This window comes from Neptuniibacter pectenicola (assembly GCF_001597735.1).
GTDB lineage: Bacteria > Pseudomonadota > Gammaproteobacteria > Pseudomonadales > Balneatricaceae > Neptuniibacter > Neptuniibacter pectenicola.
Map to the genome: position 1 here is coordinate 315,044 of NZ_LUTS01000001.1, position 19,736 is coordinate 334,779.

General features: G+C 45.6%; 16 protein-coding genes and 1 pseudogene. 12 read left to right on the forward strand and 5 right to left on the reverse strand.

Annotated elements, in window-relative coordinates; all coding sequences use genetic code 11:
* Positions 1-67: 67 nt before the first annotated feature.
* The 4 genes from A3773_RS01390 (at position 68) to A3773_RS01405 (ending at position 5,470) form a co-directional block, all read left to right on the forward strand.
* Positions 68-1,033 carry an ABC transporter permease subunit gene (locus A3773_RS01390; protein ID WP_067982699.1) on the forward strand — a complete coding sequence of 322 codons (966 nt, stop codon included), beginning with the start codon at positions 68-70 and terminating at the stop codon, positions 1,031-1,033.
* Positions 1,034-1,062: 29 nt separating this feature from the next.
* Positions 1,063-1,911, forward strand: a complete 849-nt coding sequence (locus A3773_RS01395; protein WP_067982025.1) for an ABC transporter ATP-binding protein — start codon at positions 1,063-1,065, stop codon at positions 1,909-1,911.
* 258 nt (positions 1,912-2,169) lie between these two features.
* On the forward strand, positions 2,170-3,639 hold the full coding sequence (locus A3773_RS01400; RefSeq protein ID WP_067982028.1) for a NarK family nitrate/nitrite MFS transporter: 1,470 nt from the start codon (positions 2,170-2,172) through the stop codon (positions 3,637-3,639).
* A 112-nt stretch (positions 3,640-3,751) separates the two neighbouring features.
* Entirely contained in the window at positions 3,752-5,470 is a 1,719-nt protein-coding gene (locus tag A3773_RS01405; RefSeq protein ID WP_067982031.1) for a bifunctional protein-serine/threonine kinase/phosphatase, read from the forward strand.
* On the opposite strand, the gene A3773_RS18500 is transcribed toward A3773_RS01405, so the two are convergent.
* Positions 5,459-5,590: a hypothetical protein gene (locus tag A3773_RS18500; RefSeq protein ID WP_269454466.1), complete on the reverse strand. Its 132-nt coding sequence runs from the start codon at positions 5,588-5,590 to the stop codon at positions 5,459-5,461. The two genes, A3773_RS01405 and A3773_RS18500, sit on opposite strands and share 12 nt — an antisense overlap.
* Positions 5,591-5,778: 188 nt before the next feature.
* Here A3773_RS18500 and A3773_RS18300 point away from each other — a divergent pair.
* From A3773_RS18300 to nirD, 3 genes and pseudogenes are all read left to right on the forward strand, one after another.
* Positions 5,779-6,912 (forward strand): annotated as a pseudogene (locus A3773_RS18300) (NAD(P)/FAD-dependent oxidoreductase); the annotation flags it as partial.
* Between the two features lie 102 nt (positions 6,913-7,014).
* Entirely contained in the window at positions 7,015-9,537 is a 2,523-nt protein-coding gene (gene nirB, locus A3773_RS01410) for a nitrite reductase large subunit NirB (protein WP_067982703.1), read from the forward strand.
* A 31-nt stretch (positions 9,538-9,568) separates the two neighbouring features.
* Positions 9,569-9,916, forward strand: a complete 348-nt coding sequence (gene nirD, locus A3773_RS01415) for a nitrite reductase small subunit NirD (protein WP_067982033.1) — start codon at positions 9,569-9,571, stop codon at positions 9,914-9,916.
* Positions 9,917-10,068: 152 nt separating this feature from the next.
* Here nirD and A3773_RS01420 read toward each other — a convergent pair whose 3' ends face one another.
* The gene (locus tag A3773_RS01420; RefSeq protein WP_067982036.1) at positions 10,069-11,238 is read right to left on the reverse strand and encodes a response regulator; all 1,170 of its coding nucleotides are present in this window, start codon (positions 11,236-11,238) and stop codon (positions 10,069-10,071) included.
* 108 nt (positions 11,239-11,346) lie between these two features.
* On the reverse strand, positions 11,347-11,913 hold the full coding sequence (locus A3773_RS01425) for a DUF1285 domain-containing protein (RefSeq protein WP_231902110.1): 567 nt from the start codon (positions 11,911-11,913) through the stop codon (positions 11,347-11,349).
* A gap of 143 nt (positions 11,914-12,056) precedes the next feature.
* Here A3773_RS01425 and A3773_RS01430 point away from each other — a divergent pair, with 143 nt between their 5' ends.
* The 5 genes from A3773_RS01430 to A3773_RS01450 all read left to right on the forward strand — a co-directional run bounded on the left by A3773_RS01430 (position 12,057) and on the right by A3773_RS01450 (position 18,433).
* Positions 12,057-13,010, forward strand: coding sequence for a methylenetetrahydrofolate reductase (locus A3773_RS01430; RefSeq protein ID WP_067982042.1), 954 nt, complete (start codon positions 12,057-12,059; stop codon positions 13,008-13,010).
* A gap of 215 nt (positions 13,011-13,225) precedes the next feature.
* Positions 13,226-13,969: a TetR/AcrR family transcriptional regulator gene (locus tag A3773_RS01435; RefSeq protein WP_067982045.1), complete on the forward strand. Its 744-nt coding sequence runs from the start codon at positions 13,226-13,228 to the stop codon at positions 13,967-13,969.
* A 142-nt stretch (positions 13,970-14,111) separates the two neighbouring features.
* Positions 14,112-16,463 (forward strand): efflux RND transporter permease subunit, encoded by a 2,352-nt coding sequence (locus A3773_RS01440; protein ID WP_067982048.1) that lies wholly within the window; start codon positions 14,112-14,114, stop codon positions 16,461-16,463.
* Positions 16,438-17,235, forward strand: a complete 798-nt coding sequence (locus A3773_RS01445; RefSeq protein WP_067982051.1) for an outer membrane lipoprotein-sorting protein — start codon at positions 16,438-16,440, stop codon at positions 17,233-17,235. Before A3773_RS01440 ends, A3773_RS01445 begins: the two co-directional genes overlap by 26 nt.
* A gap of 1 nt (position 17,236) precedes the next feature.
* Positions 17,237-18,433: a hypothetical protein gene (locus A3773_RS01450; RefSeq protein ID WP_067982055.1), complete on the forward strand. Its 1,197-nt coding sequence runs from the start codon at positions 17,237-17,239 to the stop codon at positions 18,431-18,433.
* A gap of 14 nt (positions 18,434-18,447) precedes the next feature.
* Here A3773_RS01450 and A3773_RS01455 read toward each other — a convergent pair whose 3' ends face one another.
* Positions 18,448-19,206, reverse strand: a complete 759-nt coding sequence (locus A3773_RS01455) for a retropepsin-like aspartic protease (RefSeq protein WP_067982057.1) — start codon at positions 19,204-19,206, stop codon at positions 18,448-18,450.
* A 152-nt stretch (positions 19,207-19,358) separates the two neighbouring features.
* Positions 19,359-19,733 carry a translation initiation factor Sui1 gene (locus tag A3773_RS01460; RefSeq protein ID WP_067982706.1) on the reverse strand — a complete coding sequence of 125 codons (375 nt, stop codon included), beginning with the start codon at positions 19,731-19,733 and terminating at the stop codon, positions 19,359-19,361.
* Between the last annotated feature and the right edge of the window lie 3 nt (positions 19,734-19,736).

The window sequence follows — 19,736 nt, forward strand, 5'->3', positions numbered from 1 at the left end:
CCCCTCTGCACCAGAGGGGCAACAGATCAACGGAAGGTAATACGTCATGAGTAATATTTTAGCCACAATGGGCCTAAGCCGCTTTATTGAAAACCCTAAAGCAAACTTCAGTCAGCTGGGAAAGTCTTTACTGATACCGCTAATTGGTTTGTTAATTTTCTTATTCATTTGGGAGATCGGGGCCAAAAGCGTCCACACTTCGCTAGGCACCTTCCCCGGTCCTGCGGCGGTTTATCAACAATCGATTACCTTAATAGAGGAACATAAAGCGGAGCGAGCGAAAGAGGTTAAATTCCACGAGCGCCAAGAGCTACGCAATGCAAAGAAACTCGAAAAAAATCCTGACGCTACAGTAAAAGTGCGTCCATACACCGGTAAACCAACCTTTTTTGATCAGATTTTAACAAGCCTGATCACCGTGCTTGCAGGCTTCATTATCGCCTCACTGATTGCTATTCCGGCGGGAATACTCATCGGTTTAAATGGCACGCTCTACTCCGCCTTTAACCCACTGATTCAGCTGTTTAAACCCGTCTCACCACTGGCCTGGTTGCCCTTAGTAACAATGGTTGTCAGTGCGGTATACGTCAGTAAAGACCCGATGTTTGCGAAGTCATTTATCACCTCATTGATCACTGTATCCCTGTGTAGCTTATGGCCAACACTCCTTAATACAGCGGTCGGCGTGTCGTCAATCAGTAAAGATCTACAAAACGTCTCTCAAGTACTTCGCCTTAATTGGCTTACCCATATCATCAAGATCGTTCTGCCATCCGCCATCCCAATGATGTTTACCGGCCTACGTTTATCACTCGGTATCGCATGGATGGTCCTTATTGCAGCAGAGATGCTGGCCCAAAACCCTGGCCTTGGTAAGTTTGTTTGGGATGAGTTCCAAAACGGTAGCTCCAACTCCCTTGGCCGAATCATGGTGGCCGTACTCATTATTGGACTGATCGGATTTTTACTGGACCGTTGCATGCTGTTTTTACAGCGCAAAATGTCTTGGGATAAAACAGTAATACTTCGCTAATGAGCGACGTTAGAGAAAGGATAATTATTATGACTCAGCCTCCTAAACATTTAGAGTTAACAAAAGTTGATATCGATTTCCCAACCCCTAACGGCCCTTTTAAAGCGCTTCAGGATATCAACCTCACCATTAACAAAGGGGAGTTTGTCTCGTTAATTGGTCACTCCGGTTGCGGTAAGTCCACAGTTCTGAATATTGTAGCGGGCCTTTATCAAGCCACCAGCGGCGGCTGTTTATTGGACGGAAAAGAGGTAAATGCCCCCGGCCCAGAACGCGCTGTTGTTTTTCAAAACCACTCCTTACTGCCGTGGTTAAGCGCCTATGAAAACGTAGAACTTGCCGTAAAACAGGTCTTTGGCCGCTCAAAAAGCAAAGCTGAGATGCGAGAATGGATAGAACATAACTTAGCCCTCGTCCATATGGATCATGCCATGGATAAGCGCCCTGATGAGATATCAGGGGGGATGAAGCAGCGTGTCGGTATCGCACGCGCCCTTGCAATGGAACCCACTGTTATGTTGATGGATGAACCTTTTGGTGCCTTAGATGCGCTCACACGTGCCCATCTACAGGACTCACTTATGGAGATCCAAAAAGATCTAAATAACACCGTTATTATGATCACCCATGATGTGGATGAAGCGGTACTCCTATCCGATCGCATTGTGATGATGACTAATGGCCCTGCCGCCACCGTCGGCGAGATACTAAATATTGACCTCCCCCGCCCACGCAACCGTATTGCGTTAGCGGACGATCCTAAATATAACCACTACCGCCATGAAGTGCTGACCTTCCTGTATGAAAAACAGCGCACCCCCGACAGCATCCCTAAAAAAAAGGAGGCTAAGTTAAAGGTGGCACAAGATATGCAATAGGATTCACCAGCAAAAGGAAAACGCGAGGAAAAAGCAGCCTAAGGTCCGTATATCTCTATTCAAAGGCGAATAAAGGTAAATCGGCGGACCAAATAAGTGCGCAACTCTGCACTCAGGCTCAATCGACGCACCAATAGATAGCAAAAAACATAAACAGCTTGAACAAAGGCGTTCATACCGTCCCCCTACACTATCAGAGGGGACGTGTAGAACGCCTTTTTTGTTTTAACACCTATAACGATAATTGAGGCCTATAATATGAGTGATAGTGGCAAGCTAACTCTCTTCTCCTTCAGCGGAAAAATGAAGATTCTACATTTAAGCTGGATGGCGTTTTTCATCACCTTTTTTGTGTGGTTTAACCATGCCCCTTTACTTGGCGCTATCGCGGGATCTTTAGGGCTAACGAACGCAGAAATTAAAACCTTACTGATTTTAAACGTTGCACTGACCATCCCCGCTCGAATTATTATCGGCATGCTCACAGACAAGTATGGCCCACGGATTACATACACCGCCCTCCTCTCCATTGCCAGTATCCCCTGCTTCATGTTTGCCCTATCAACTGATTTCGCGCAAGCCGCCGTATCCCGTTTTTTACTCGGCTTTATCGGCGCAGGGTTTGTTATCGGTATTCGTATGGTGAGTGAGTGGTTCCCTGCGAACGAACTCGGCACAGCTGAAGGCTTATACGGCGGTTGGGGTAACTTTGGCTCCGCTGCAGCAGCTATGCTACTACCCACCTTAGTCGTGATCTTTGGGGGCGACGATGGCTGGCGCTATGCGGTCGGCCTAACCGGCTTAATGAGCTTGCTCTTTAGTGTGATCTGGTACAAAAATGTAACCGATACGCCAAAAGGCTCAACCTATTTTAAACCTAAGAAAATAGGCGGCATGGAGGTTACTAGCACCAGTGATTTCATCTTAATGATCATCATGAAGATCCCACTCTATGCGGCTCTCTCTTTGCTCACATGGAAGCTTTCACCAGCAGGGGTATCGATCTTAACGGATACGGCCGCACTCGCTATATACCTCACCTTAGCCGCTATTTTTATCTATGACTGCTACAGTGCTTATCGTATTAACAAAACCATCTTTACCCAGCCCGTTCCCGAATTAGAGCGCTACAAATTTAAGCAAGTCGCAGTATTAAATATCTTGTACTTTGCCACCTTTGGTTCAGAACTTGCGGTTATCTCTATGCTGCCCCTCTTCTTTGCCGACGTATTTTCATTAGATATGGTGTATGCCGGTTTGCTTGCGTCCGCTTATGCGTTCATGAACCTGATGTCACGCCCTGGAGGCGGTTGGATCAGTGACCGTTTCGGCCGTAGAAAAACACTATTAATTTTAACCGCAGGTTTAGCCGCAGGTTATGCGGTAATGTCGTTAATCGATAGCAGCTGGCCACTCTTCCTCGCCGTTGCCGCTGCCATGGCGTGCTCCTTCTTCGTTCAAGCAGGTGAAGGCGCAGTCTTTGCGGTCGTACCTTTAATAAAGCGCCGTCTAACGGGGCAAATTGCGGGTATGACAGGGGCTTACGGAAATGTTGGCGCCGTCTTCTATCTAACCGTGTTATCTTTAGTTGAGTACTCAACCTTTTTTACCGTGATTGCGGTAACAGCGGTCATTGGCTTTATCACCCTGCTTTTCTTAGAAGAGCCGAAAGGGCATATGGCTGAGGTCAATGAAGATGGTACGGTAGAACTCATTAAAGTAAGTTAACCATGTTAAGGCCTAACGCGTTATCAACACTCACTTCAGTGCACAGGCCTGACCCTCAGCAAGCGGTGAACAATGGATCCATTGTTCACCCTACGTTTAGGTAAGAGTGAACATGAGTAAGAAAACGCTAGCCTTACGTTTTGGTGGAAAATCCAGTGCGGGCAGAAAGAAAAAAAACCAAGATGCCTTTGCCGCCCATCTACCAAGCCATGCTGAGCTTGACTTTAAAGGCGGTGCGGCAGCTATTGCCGACGGCGTGAGCAGCTGCGAAGACTCTCATATTGCAAGCCAAACCAGCGTCACCAGTTTTATGCAGGACTACTTCAGCACCCCCCATAGCTGGAGCGTAAAGAATTCCGTCTCCCGTGTATTAACCGCCTTGAACAGCTGGTTACACAAAGAAAACATTCAAAATAGCCGCGAAAAAGATAGCTTACTCTGCACCTTTTCCGCCTTAATTATCAAATCCAACACCCTGCATTGGTTCCACGTTGGCGATTCGCGGATTTACCATTTTCAAGCGGGTCAACTAGAGCAACTTACACAAGACCATGTCCGCAAAACAGGTGGAAAACACTACTTGTCTCGCGCCTTAGGGGGCGATCAACATTTAGACGTGGATTACGCAACCAGCGGTGTAAAAGAGGGCGACATGCTCTTAATGACCACCGATGGTATCCATGAGTTCCTCTCGAATCGCGACCTGCAAGCCATCCTTGCAGAACATTTCGACTCACCTGAAACCGCGGCACAACAATGCATTGATCTTGCCCTTGAGCGCGGTAGTGATGACAACCTGACTGCACTCATTACCTGCATAGATCACCTGCCTTCAGAAACATTAGATGAAAGCCATGCGCGGCTGGCCCAATTGCCTATTCCTCCGGTCATGGCCATTGGTAACAAAATTGATGATTACGAAGTGCTCGACATTATTTTTAGTGGCACCCGCAGCCATATGTACCTTGTTAAAGATACCGCTTCAGGGCAGCAATATGTGTTAAAAGCACCCTCGCTTCAATTCGCGGAAGACCCTCTCTACCTTGATGGTTTTATCCGAGAGGAGTGGGTAGGACAACGGATTGACCACCCCAATGTGATGAAAACCTTCCCTCCCCTGCGCGAAAAGCAGTACCTCTACTACTTAGGGGAACATATTCAGGGCATGAACCTACGCGAATGGATGAACGATAATCCAGCACCAAAGCTTGATGAAGTGCGGGATCTAACCAAACAGGTCATCCAAGGGCTACGAGCCTTCCAACGGGCCGACATGGTGCATCAAGACCTCAAGCCCGAAAACATCATGATCAACCAAGATGGGCGCATCAAGATTCTTGATTTTGGTACCGTGAAAATTGCGGGTATTGAGGAGATGAACTCCCCTCTCGATAAATCAATTCCCCAAGGTTCAATCAACTATGTCGCCCCTGAGTACCTACTTGGCGAGGCCGGTAGTTTTCGCTCGGACCTGTTCTCTCTCGCGGTCATTGTGTATGAGATGATCACAGGTCATCTGCCTTACAAAGAGATGAAAACCAATAATATAACGCTTAAAAACTATGGCCAAATGCACTACACGCCGACACTCCATTACCGTAAAGGCGTGCCTTTATGGGTCGAAGGCTGCTTAAAAAAGGCGTTACAGCCAAACCCCCGCTTTAGATATGAAGCCCTATCTGAATTTTTACAAGATCTCACCCAGCCCAACCAAAGCCTTGAAGCCAAAATAAAACATCAGCCGATGCTAGAGAAAAACCCTATTCTCACGTGGCAGATGATCGCAGCACTGATGCTGATCCTTAACCTGATTCAACTCTTACTTAAATAGACCGCGCGGCATACGCTGCCGCTCTTCAATCGCACCAAAACAGTTCGCATCAATGGGTACTTGCATCAAAACAAAGCCAAAACCCATCAAAATACCACGTAACAACACCCCCAAAAACACAGCAACTCACTGAAATATAATAGATTTCAATAAATGGCATACTACGTGCTTATTAAAAACAATAACCACTGTTATTTGTTTAATAGTCGTTATCACAACAAGCTCTGAGAACAAAGGCGTTCTACATCAACATGCTCATACATGTTGAATGTGAACGCCTTTTTTTATTTTTGGGATTTAGGATCGTTATGAAAAAACGTTTGGTCATCATTGGAAACGGAATGGCAACAGGTCGGTTACTGCAACGCCTTTTTGAGCGTGCGGACCACTCACTTGATGTCACTGTTTTTAGCGAAGAGCCAGGCGGCAGTTATAACCGTGTCCTTTTATCAAACCTACTCAGTGGCGAGCTCGATCAGGATAAGGTCATAACCCTTCCTCCTGAATGGTACACAGAGCACGGGGTGACACTACACAGCCAAGACCCTGCGGTACAGATTGATCGTGCTAACAAAGTCATTATCAGCGCAGCCGGTGTCCACGTACATTACGACCTACTGGTTATTGCAACGGGTTCTTACCCTACGCCATTACCCGTAGATGGCGCTCAGTTAGACGGAGTGATGAGCTTTAGAACATTGAAAGATGTCGAGCGGATGAAACAGATCGCCAAAGAGAAAAAACAGGCGGTGGTGATTGGCGGTGGTTTCTTGGGCTTAGAAGCCGCAGAGGGGCTTCGCGCTCAAGGCATGGATGTCACCTTACTTCATCGCGGCAGCTACCTTCTCGACCATCAGTTAGATGACACCGCAGGCGAACTGTTACTTAACGCCCTTGAAGCACGCGGCCTTAAATTCCGTATAAAAGCGAACACACAAACCCTTCAAGGGAGCGACAGGGTTACATCCGTTCGCCTAACAACAGGTGAAATCCTACCGGCCGACCTTGTTGTAGCCGCCATCGGCGTAACACCAAATAAAGCACTCGCCAGCGATTCTGGACTCAAGTGCGAACGCGGCATTTTAGTCGATGCACAGATGAACACCAGTGATCCCGCGATCTACTCATTAGGGGAGTGCTGTCAGTTCGAATCATTTACTTATGGTTTAGTCGCCCCCATTTGGCAACAGGCAGAGATTCTCGTTTCAAGTCTGCTTAACGAAGCCAACACATATAAAGAGGAAGCGGTCGCCACCCAGTTAAAAATCAGTGGTGTAGCGCTTTTTTCATGCGGTTCTCTACAGGATTCACCTGAAACAGAGACCATGATTTATCACGATATTCAACACAATGAATACAGAAAACTTTGGCTGAAAGATAACCGATTAGTCGGCGCCGTTTTATACGGTGATGTCCGTGAGGGACAGTGGTATTTCGATCAGCTAAAACAAAAAACTGATTTGAGTGCGAACAGACAACAACTGCTATTTGGCAGTCCGTTCTGCTCTCAAGACACTCAAACACAAGACATGGGTATATCTTCTATGACTACTTCAACGGACTCTCAAAAAAAGCAGTTGGTCGTTATTGGCAACGGTATGGTGGGTCACCACTTTATTGAAAATTTTGTTGCAAGCGAGACCTCTGACGAATATGACATTCATATTCTCGCCGAAGAATCGCGCGCCGCATACGACCGTGTTCACCTATCAGAATACTTTGGTGACTCAACCTATCAAGACCTTTGCCTTGTAGAAGATAACTTTTATGAAACACATGGCGTGCAACTTCACTTGAGTGAAGGAGCGACGCAGATCGATCGCGATACAAAGCAGGTGATCACCGAGCAAACTAGCTACCCCTATGACAAGTTAGTCCTTGCTACCGGTTCATACCCTTTTGTCCCCCCCATTCCGGGAAATGACGGTGACGCCTGCTTTGTTTATCGCACCTTAGAGGATCTAGATAAAATTCAAGCCTGTGCGAAAGACGCAACCACCGGTGTCGTTGTTGGTGGTGGTTTATTAGGCTTAGAAGCCGCTAACGCGCTCAAATCTTTAGGGTTAAAAGCACATGTTGTAGAGTTTGCACCGCGCTTAATGCCCGTGCAATTAGATGAAGATGGCGGCGAACTTTTAAAGAAAAAAATAGAAGCCTTGGACGTAGATGTTCATTGCAACAAAGCCACTTCAGAGATCGTCCCAGGTGAAGAGCATACCTACCGTATGAACTTCAGCGATGGCACGTTCTTAGAAACCGACCTAATCCTATTCTCTGCCGGTATCCGCCCTCAAGATGCCCTAGCGCGTAGCAGTGCTCTCACCATTGGCGAGCGCGGCGGCATTGTTGTTAACGATCACTGCCAAACCTCTGACGAAGATATTTTTGCCATCGGCGAATGTGCATTATGGAACAATCAAATTTTTGGTTTAGTGGCCCCCGGTTACACGATGGCAAAGACAGCCGTTGCAGCCATTATCGGTAACTTAGAAAACGATACCGCCTTTACCGGCGCGGATATGAGTACAAAACTGAAACTACTTGGTGTTGATGTAGGTTCGATTGGCGACGCTCATGGCAAAAACCCTGGCAGCCTAAGTTACCGTTACCTTGATGAAGATGAGCAAATTTATTCTCGCATTGTCGTATCTGAAGACCGAACAAAACTACTCGGTGCCGTACTGGTTGGAGATAACAGTAAATACGATACGCTCCTTCAATACGCGCTCAACGGCATTGATCTGCCCGAAAAGCCACAAACCTTAATTTTACCTTCATTCGATGGTGCTTCCGCACCCACATTAGGACCTGATGCACTGCCAGACGACGCCACAATTTGCTCTTGTTTAAACGTAACTAAAGGCCAAATCTGTTGCTCAATCGACGAAGGTGCGGCCTCTGTCGCTGATGTAAAAGAGGTCACTAAAGCCGCATCTGGCTGTGGTGGTTGTGCCGCTATGTTAAAAAACCTAGTTGACCATGAGCTTGAAAAACGAGGGGTTGAAGTCTGTAAAGATATCTGTGAACACTTTGCTTACACCCGTGAAGAGCTTTACCACATTGTCCGTGTCGAAGGGATTCGTAGCTTCTCTGATCTGCTTACTAAACATGGTAAAGGCTTAGGTTGTGAGATTTGTAAGCCTGCAGCGGGCTCTATTCTTGCTTCGTGCTGGAACGAGCATGTATTAGATGAGCCCCATGTCGGCTTACAAGATACCAACGATCGTTTTATGGCCAATATGCAAAAAGATGGCACTTACTCTATTGTCCCGCGTATTGCCGGTGGTGAAATCACCCCTGACAAACTAATCGTCTTAGGTCAGGTAGGTAAAAAATACAACTTATACACCAAGATTACCGGTGGCCAACGTGTCGATCTATTTGGCGCAAAACTACATGAGCTGCCACTGATCTGGAAAGAACTGATTGATGCGGGTTTTGAAACCGGTCATGCCTACGGCAAGTCACTTCGTACCGTTAAATCATGTGTCGGCAGTACCTGGTGCCGCTTCGGCGTGAAGGACAGCGCAAGCATGGCAATCGAGCTTGAGAATCGCTATAAGGGTCTACGCTCTCCTCACAAAATAAAATTTGCCGTATCCGGTTGTACCCGCGAATGTGCAGAAGCACAAAGTAAAGATATTGGTGTGATCGCCACCGAAAATGGCTGGAACCTTTATGTGTGCGGTAATGGCGGTATGAAACCTCGCCACGGAGATCTATTTGCTACTGACCTAGATGACGAGATGTTGGTTAAATATATCGACCGCGTACTGATGTTCTACGTAAAAACAGCCGACCGCCTACAGCGTACCTCTGTCTGGATGGAAAATTTGGAAGGCGGTTTAGACTACCTCAAAGAGGTGGTGCTAAATGACAAATTAAATATTGCGGCAGAACTGGAAGCACAAATGCAGCATGTTGTTGATACCTACCAATGTGAGTGGAAGACAACGCTGGGGGATGAAGACAAGTTGAAACAGTTCCGCAGCCTTGTAAATACGGAAGAACAAACAGATCCACAAATTGTACATATTATCGAACGCAATCAGGTTCGCCCTGTTTAATTAAGTACGCTGACAAAAAGAGGACAATGTTATGACAATTAATCCAAATGCAGACTGGCTTAAACTCTGTAATAAAAGCGACTTAGTACCTAACACAGGTGTTGCTGCATTATACCAAGATCAGCAAATCGCCATCTTTTATATTCCTGAATATAAAGATGAAGTTTTTGCGATCGGCAACCAAGATCCCTTTAGCGGCGCAAATATATTAGCCCGTGGTTTAATCGGCGATATCAAAGGTGAACCTATGGTGGCATCACCTTTATATAAACAGCACTTCTCCTTAAATACAGGAAGCTGCTTTGAGGATTCAAACATTAAAGTACCGGTATGGCCCGTACGTTTGAAAGGTGAAAACGTCGAGATCATAGCCGCATAATGAGGACCGACTTCCGCGAGGAATAACTTACACAGCGATGTGTAAGTACGCTCTAAAATGACGTATACCCATACTTTTAGAGCACTCACCCAATGTGATGACATTGGTTTTTTACCGCAGGCAGCCCCTGCGGTTTTTTTATAGCCATCGGATCAAGATTTCTCAGCCGCGAGCTTTATCGCGTCTAAGTTATGCCCCATTTTAAAGAGCAACATATCTTTATCCAACGGTTTCAGCATCACTTCATGTACGCCCTGCTTCATCGCCTCTTTCGCGTTTTGGCTGTCGCCGGGCTTTGCTAATACCATTATCCGCGTATGGCTCATTTCAGGGTCTTGTTTAATCTGATCAATCACAAATAACGCACTCATATCTGGCAGCGTTAAATCAAGCAGTATGATGTCTGGCTTCCAGTTTTTTAATAACTTCATAGTATGAACTGCGCTACCCGATATTTGCGCTTTATAACCCGCGCCATCCAATATGCTCTTAATCTCATCTCGCTGCTCAATCTCATCCTCTAGAAGTAAGATATTGCTATCATCAAAAACAATGGGGTTTTCACTCTCGGCCTGCAGTTTTGTTTTTTTCTGTTGAGCCGTGCTCGCAACCGTATTTAACTTAGCTTGTACTTGGCCATTCGCGCCTTTCTGATGCACGCCTACTTCTTGCATATGCTTTTGCGCATGGGTATCAATAAGACTACTGATATTTTTACGCGACCGTTCAGTAATGTCGCCACCGTCGATAATTTTTTCTTTCATATGCTTCATTGAAAAAGAGACAAGATCCATCAATTTTTCATAGTTATCTTCGTTAAGGTCAGTGATCTCATTGTCGCAATTAATGATCTGATCAAAATACTCACACAAATTTTCGACACTGCACTCTCCCGCCGCCAGAATGTTTTTATCTGCCCGTTCCGTAATTTCACGACGTATAAAGCGTAGACGCAGTAACAGGTGGTAAGGGTCATAGAGGGGACAAATGATAAAATAATCATCAAACACATCTTTATTACAAATCCCGAAGGCTTCTTTAAGCTCTTCTCTGCTGCAAAAAACAATCCGTTTGAACACAATTTTTTCTACATTTTTCTTTGCACTGAGGAGATGAAGGTAAAACACCTCATTATTTTTAATGCCATCCAGACCAAGCAGAAGCACATCAATTTGATGCTCCACAATCAGCTTGACCGCCTCCTCTTCAGTAGACGCTGTATAAAAACGTGGAAAATGCCTTTTAATCATATTGCAAAGAGACTCGATCTCTTTTGTCGATTTAATGACTAAAAGAACAGAAAACCGTTTGCTGGAACTCATCTACCTATACCTCTGGCGATGCTTACTTCGCATTGATCCTCTAAGTTTAATCCACTCTGCAAAAATTGCTTTAAAATCACTAAATTAAGTTCTCTTTTAACGAATAAATCAGGCCAAAGTGCCTAAAACAAACTCAACACCTTGGCTAACAATAATGAATGTTGCTTTGCCCTGCCGTTCCACCTCTTTAGCCATTGCAACCAATTCATAAAACACATTGCGATGGAGTAAACCTTTCATACCATATCGAACATTAATATAGGGTGAAGGTTCACCGGTTTCAGGACAGTGCTCAACCCAAAGTCGGTGCTCTGGCCCCAGTGTCACCCTATCCCCTGTAAGACTGGTAAAGGTCAGTTCAACGCCCTTTTCGCCCTCATTATGACAAACCGAAATAAATAAGAAAGGCGCGTCCTCTACTTCTATACCGATTTTTTCTACCGGCGTTTTAAGAAAGTATTTATCCCCTTCCATCCACAACACCGTTGAAAACAGCGTTACCATCGCAGGGCGCCCAATAGGGGTACCCATATAATACCAACGACCGTCACGGGCAATACGCATATCAATATCACCACAGAACGGAGGGTTCCAACTCGCCAGTGGAGGTTGGCCATCCGTCGCGCCTTTAATTTCCTTGCTCACTTTCATTAAATCAAAATCACTATTGGACAACGACCCGCTCCACTTAACTCACTTGCTATTAAATTTACTCAACACCATTGGAAAAACTTTCATGCGCTCAGCTAACTACATGAAAATCATTAATTGTTAGAATGGCCAACAATTAAAGCTTAGCGATAAAAGTAAAAAATACCATGAAACAGGATCTAAGAACCAAGTTTGCAGACAGCAGTCGCGGCGTTTACCTTTTTGGTACCACGCCACCTAAAGCGACAACCAGCGATGAGGCAACCTCAGAGATCGCAGACAAGTTGCTTGATCGCCTTAAACATGTAGAGTTTGATGGCCTCATTGTTTATGACATTCAGGACGAAAGCAGCCGAATTGACATGCCTCGGCCGTTTCCCTATATGCGTACCTTAGATCCACTTGTCTATTCTAAGCTACTGCGTGAAAAATCAGAAAAGCCGATCATCACGTATAAAAGTGTCTCCCAACGGGATAAAGAGGCTTTTATTGAGTGGCTCGACACCGCGTGGAATACCTATGATGTGCGCGATACTGTGCTTGTGGGTAGCCCCTCATCCGAAGGGGAGATAAAACTCAGCCTTAATGATGCCTATGCAGCGATTGCTGACCACCCCGCCAACTTCCAGCTGGGCGGCGTGACCATTGCTGAGCGTCATGCGGTTAAACGTAATGAACATGAGCGGCTCATTAGCAAATCAGCGAATGGCTGTGAGTTCTTTGTTTCACAAGCGGTTTACAATGCCCAAGCAACTATTGATATGCTAAGTAGCTACGCACGCCAATGTCGCAAAGAGGGGATAACGCCGAAACGTGTCATTCTCACCTTTACCCCTTGTGGAAGTGCGAAAACACTGGAATTTATGGAATGGCTAGGTATCTCAGTACCTGAAGCGACTAAATTCCGCATTATTGATGCGGAAAACCCACTGCAAGAATCAACGCAAATTTGTCGCAATAACTTAGAGCAGATATTAGAAGCGGTCATGCCGCTAAATATCCCCATTGGTTTAAACATTGAGAGTTTAACAAACCGTAAAGAGGAGATTGATGCCTCTATTCGTTTATTTAAACTTCTCAAGTCCATCGTGGATCTCAAGCTCGCTGAAGCCAATATATAGTCCCGTCAAAACTCGTCAACATCGCGGCTCGTTTATCAAAAAACGATAAATAGAGCCGCTCCCCCCTAGATATTTCCTTGTGCGTTTTAGCCTACACCCCTTGACCTATTCGCCTTTCACATAAGTTCAGGATAGTTTGTTGTATTTTTAATCCTTGATTAACGACTAAAGCTACGTTATTTTGACGAATCGTCACTTATAAAAAGTTAGTTGAAATGCCTCCTGAAACGATTAACCGCTGCCCGCTAAAGACACGCGAAGAAGAGATAATGGATAAAGCCTTAGAGATGATGACTGCTCAAGGTGTTGCAGGGCTGACCATCGATAAACTTGTCGCCAACGTGCCCTATTCCAAAGGCACCATCTACAACCACTTTACTTGCAAAGAAGATATCCTTACGGGGTTATGTAACCGAAGCGTACAAAACCTATATGATCTTTTTTGTCACGCCGCCTCATTCAATGGCTCTAGCCGCGAGAAGATTCTCGCCATAGGCTATGCCTACATGCTTTATTCTCTACTGCACCCCACCGAATTTATGCTCGTTATTTCAGCGAAGACCCCTTCAATTTTTGAAAAAGCATCGGATAAACGTCGAGAGCAACACCTCGCACTTGAACACAAACTGCTCGATAGTATTTTACATGTAATATCTGAAGGGCTTACCGAGGGCGACTTTAAGCTACAAAATCATTTAAGCCCTGCCCAAGTCGCCTTTGCGCTCTGGTCGATGTGCTTTGGAACGATTTTGCTACTGCATGAATCTTTGGATCGGTGTAGCGTTAGAACCGAAATGAAACTCGAGAGGGAGCTAATTAATCACGCTAACTTAATGTTAGATGGCTTAAACTGGCAGCCTTATACACAAGCACATGATTGGAATGAGACCATTAAGCAATATAAAACCGACCTCTTTCCAAATGAGATACGGCAGTTAAAACAACTGCAGACAACCTAAGTAACACTAAAACAACAGAAAACGATGAGCGCATCGTTTTTTTAAAACGCCGTAATGACGAAACGTCATTGCTTATTATTTAAACAACCCCAAGTTGCCATTAGAGCAACCCAATCCTTATAAGGGACACTGGAGAAGGAAAATGAAAGAACGTCTTTTCCGATTTGTGCTTGATCACCCAATATGGGTCATCCTGCTCACTGTGCTGTTTGTGCTGGGCTCTGCCTATGGTGCCAAAAATCTGGTCTTTAAAAGCGATTACCGCGTGTTTTTTAGTGAGGAAAACCCTCAACTAACCGCATTCGAATCGATGCAAAAGATCTACAGTAAAAGTGATAATGTTGCGTTTATCCTTTCACCTAAAGACGGTGATGTCTTTACGCCAAAAACACTTAAAGCGATTCAGGCATTAACCACTGAATCATGGCAAGTCCCCTTCTCTACCCGCGTTGATTCCATCACAAACTTCCAACACTCATGGTCCGAAGAGGACGATATGTTTGTGGAAGATTTAGTATTAGATGCTGACACGTTGACCGACGCTGATATGCCGCGTTTAAAAGAGATCGCCATCAATGAACCGCTCCTTGTTCATAAAATAATCTCGCCCCAAGCCCATGTCACTGTCGTGAATGTCACGGTACAACTACCAGGAGTCAATCCGGTAGAAGAGATCCCACACGTCGTTTCAAAAATACGGCAGATGAAAGCTCAATTTATCGAGCAAAATCCAGAGATCTCGGTGCGCTTATCCGGCATGGTCATGATGAACAACAGTTTCGCAGAATCCTCCTTAAGCGATAATGCGACCCTAGTACCCATTATGTTTGGCGTTGTGCTTCTGGGTATGATTCTTCTACTACGGACCTTTAGTGGTACCTTCGCAACCGTTATCATCATTATCTTTACCATTGTCTCAACGATGGGTTTGGCGGGGCATACAGGCTTCTTCTTAACAGGCCCCTCCTCCACAACACCCATCATGGTTCTTACACTCGCGGTGGCAGATTGCATCCATATTTTAACCACTATGTTCTATGAGATGCGCCAAGGGGTAGAGAAGAAAAAAGCGATTCAAGACAGTTTACGTATCAATTTCCAGCCCATTTTTCTAACCAGTGTGACCACCGCTATCGGTTTCTTAAGTTTAAACTTTTCTGACTCCCCGCCCTTTAGGGATTTAGGTAATATGGTCGCGGCCGGTGTCATGCTCGCGTTTATTTTTTCGATCACCCTATTTCCTGCCATGTTGAGCCTATTACCGCTGCGGGTTAAAGCAACCCATGAAGGTAAGCATGATGTCATGCATAAGTTAGCGGGATTTGTTGTCCGCAACCGGAAGGTTTTGCTGCCCGGTATGTCTGCCATTATGGTCAGCGTCATCGTCTTCATGCCGCAAAACACACTCAATGATGACTTTGTTAAGTACTTTGATACCAGCGTACCTTTTAGACAGGCCACCGATTATATGCAGGAAAACTTATCCGGCATGTCGACCATGGAAATATCCATCGAAACCGGTGAGGCCAGTGGTATCAACGATCCTAAGTTCCTTCAATCTGTTGGCAACTTAACCGAATGGCTCCGCGCACAACCAGAAACAGACCACGTAAGCTCCTTGTCAGACATTATTAAACGTCTCAATAAGAACATGCATGGTGATGACCCCAGTTACTACACGCTGCCCGACGATCGTGAACTCGCCGCACAATATTTATTATTGTACGAGATGTCTTTGCCTTACGGACTCGATCTCAACAACCAACTCAATGTGGATAAGTCATCTGCGCGCGTTATCGCGACCTTTCGTAACTTAACCAGTACCGAGCAAATTGAAATTGAAGAGCGGATCTATGCGTGGTTCGCCGCTAATGCTTCAACCTATGAAGTGGATATTGCCAGCCCTAACTTAATGTTTGCCCATATTGGACAACGTAATATTAAGAGCATGTTATTAGGCACAACCGTTGCGCTAATCTTAATATCACTCATTTTGGGCTTTGCCTTAAAATCACTTAAATTTGGCCTGATCAGTCTCATTCCCAATATCGCGCCAGCGGCTATGGGCTTTGGTGTCTGGTACTTTATTGATGGTCAGATCGGCCTAGCTTTATCTGTGGTTGCAGGCATGACCTTAGGGATCATTGTTGATGATACCGTTCACTTCCTAAGTAAATACCTACATGCCCGTCGGGACCGTAATAAGGACCCTAAAGCCGCCGTAGAATATGCCTTTGCCAGTGTGGGCAAAGCCTTATGGATCACAACCTTTGTCCTCGTTGCCGGCTTTATGGTACTGGCGCAATCTAGCTTCAAATTAAATGCGGATATGGGTTTACTCACAGCGATCACGATTCTTATCGCCCTGATTGTAGATTTCTTATTCCTACCCGCGCTCTTAATGAAACTGGACAAAAACAACCTTTCAACCACCGAAGACAATAGCAATTCAGCTGAAGGAGACAACAATGACTGTGTTAAAAAAATCGCTTAATTCGTTAGTCGTTTTAGGCCTAATGACGGCACCATTGATCGCTTCAGCAGAAACTGCTGAAGAGAAAGGCACTCGCATTGCAATAGAAGCCAAAGCCAGTGACAAAGGCTGGCAAGATATGCAAACCAGCATGAATATGATCCTACGCAACAAAGAAGGACAGGAAAGTATCCGTGATATTCGCCTGAAATCGCTCGAAATTGAAAACGACGGTGATAAAAGCTTATCGGTTTTTGATAAACCAAAAGATGTAAAAGGCACGGCGTTTCTCAGCTTCTCCCATGCGGTCGGGGCTGATGATCAGTGGCTATACCTACCAAAATTAAAACGCGTTAAACGTATTGCATCCCGTAACAAATCAGGCCCATTTATGGGGTCCGAATTCTCCTATGAGGACTTATCCTCATTTGAAGTGGAAAAGTACACCTACAAATTTTTACGTGACGAGCCCTGTGAAGGAGGCACCTGTTATGTTGTTGAACAATACCCTGTGGACAAAAACTCAGGGTATACGCGCCGCGTGGCTTGGCTCGACCAAGCAGAGTATCGCCCATGGAAGATTGAGTTTTTTGACCGTAAAAATACACCCTTAAAAACGCTAACCTACCATGAATACAATGAGTATGAAGGTAAACACTGGCGGCCAAACTTAATGAAGATGGTTAATCACCAGTCTGGCAAAAGCACCGATCTAACGTATAGCGACTACCAGTTTAAAACCGGGCTAGACGATAACGACTTTAATAAAAACACCCTTAAACGGGCACGTTAATATGAGCAGAAAAAAACTACTGCTCGCAGCAGGGCTATCTTTAGCCCTGCCTGCCCAAGCAGAAACACTCTATGAACTCTCAGGCAAAGTGACGGCAGAAGCTCGTTACTTCACCCAAGATGCTCAGTTTCCACAACAGGACTACAGCTCAAACCTATCCTTCACGGTGGAGCCCGAGTTCTATTGGGAGTGGAATGAGGGTATTGATAGCCTAACCTTCACCCCCTATCTCCGCGTGGATGAAAATGACAATGAGCGTACACACGGTGATATTCGTGAGCTTAGTTGGATTCACATTGGTGAAGATTGGGAGTTACGCGCAGGTCTGCGTAAAGTATTTTGGGGCGTAACCGAGTTCCAGCACCTCGTGGACGTGATCAACCAAACCGATAGCGTTGAAGACTTTGACGGTGAAGATAAACTAGGCCAACAGATGATCAACCTATCCTTAGTCAGGGATTGGGGGATTGTTGACCTCTATCTGCTACCGGGGTTTCGGGAGAGAACCACGATCGGTAAAAATGGCCGCCTGCGTTCCGGCCTCGTTGTGAATAACGATCTTGCTAGTTACGAATCCTCTGCCGGTGAAAATCATATTGATACAGCCCTGCGCTGGAGCCATACCCTTGGGGATTTTGACTTAGGCGCTTATTGGTTTCATGGTACCAACCGAGATCCAAAGCTGTTGCTCAAAAACAGCAACGGTACCACCTACTTAGCCCCCTACTATGAGCAGATGGATCAAATTGGATTTGATCTACAAGCCACCATTGATAGCTGGCTATGGAAATTAGAAACCATTAACCGTGATACCCAGAGCGAAAACTACTGGGCCGCACAGGGCGGCGTTGAATACACTTTCTACGGTATCCGCAATAGCTCAGCAGACGTAGGTGTGCTGCTGGAATATGGTTGGGATGAGCGCGGCGAAAACGCTGATGCCGCCATACAAAACGATCTGTTTATTGGCGCGCGATTAACTTTAAATGATGTCGATAGCACTGAGATGCTCGCGGGCATGAGTCATGATCTCGACTATGACAGTGAGAGTTTTATCATAGAGGCAAGCCGCCGTTATGGTAATAATTGGAAACTCAGTCTGGATGGCCGTTTTTTTAGTAGCGACAATCCTGCCGATTTAAGCTACAACATCAAGCAAGATGATCATCTGCAAATCACGGTAGAACGCTACTTCTAATAAGCAGCGCCTCATCACCGCTCTGGAGACGCGGTTTCATCAAGAAGCCGTTGCTCCAGCTTATCGAGTTCCAGCAGATCACCTTGTAACTTTTTATAGTGAGCCGGTGCCCAAATAATCTGCTGCTTCTCCCTATCCAGCTCATATTGAGCATTATATAAAAAATCCATACCCAGTAATCCCTGACTACCGCCAGACTCACCTTGATAATCAATAACCGCAGCCGACACATGGGGGATTTTATAGGGACCTATCTCAACACGATCAAAGTTGACCCGTTGCGTTTGTACAATCCCACCGTTCGCTACTCTAGCTGCGCCAGCATCAAGTAGCTGTGCACCTAATGAAGCAATAGCGGACTGATGGACAACCGTAAACGATGCTCCCGTATCCATAACCAAATTCAACCTCACAGAGCGAGCACCATAAACCACCTTAATGGGCAGCTGGATACGGTTAGCGTGGAAGGTAAAAGGCGTGATCCACTTTTTCATCGCCGCTTGTAACTTAGAACGTTCCGTCTTTATTTTACGCCGAAGCTGATTGATATCTCGCTCTTTAGCAAGGGCATCAAGTGCTTCAGTAGAGAGTCGATCTTTACTCTCCTCCCGTGCATCCAATTGATCCCTATATTGCGCAGGCACTTTCGACAACCGATCCACATAGACATTGCGTCCACTCGCATCAGTATATTGGTATATTTTAGCCTCGCTAAAAGTAGAAACGAGTAACAGTAACGGCAGTAATAACAGCGTATGCAACGGGCTAAACATTCCATTACTCCTTATCGATTCCATGATCCAGCCATAGGGGTTATGCAAAAAAGTGCGAAAGCCCATTCAGCATAAACAACACCACTACGGCCATAAAAAGCAACGCAAAACGCATCGCTATACAGCGCGTACACATTTTCTTTTTTGCCATTTCAGCCTCCGGCCAACTTAACCGTAAATCCCTCTTTTTCTAACACGGTTTTCAGTTTTTCTCGATGATCCCCCTGAATCTCAATCACACCCGCTTTTAACGCACCACCAGTACCGCACACTTTTTTTAGCTTTTTAGCTAAGCTTTTAAGCTCCGCATCAGCCAAAGGCACGCCAGAGATGGTTGTCACCCCTTTTCCTTTTCGGCCCGAGGTTTCACGTCTAAGCCGCACAATACCGTCCAGCTCATCTAAACGCTGCTGATCATCTAATGAGGCGCAAATACACGCATCCACCGATTCTGAACACCTAGGGCACAACGCCCCCTTTTCGGTTGAATACACTAAACCGCTCAACTGATCTTTTAACGATGCCACACC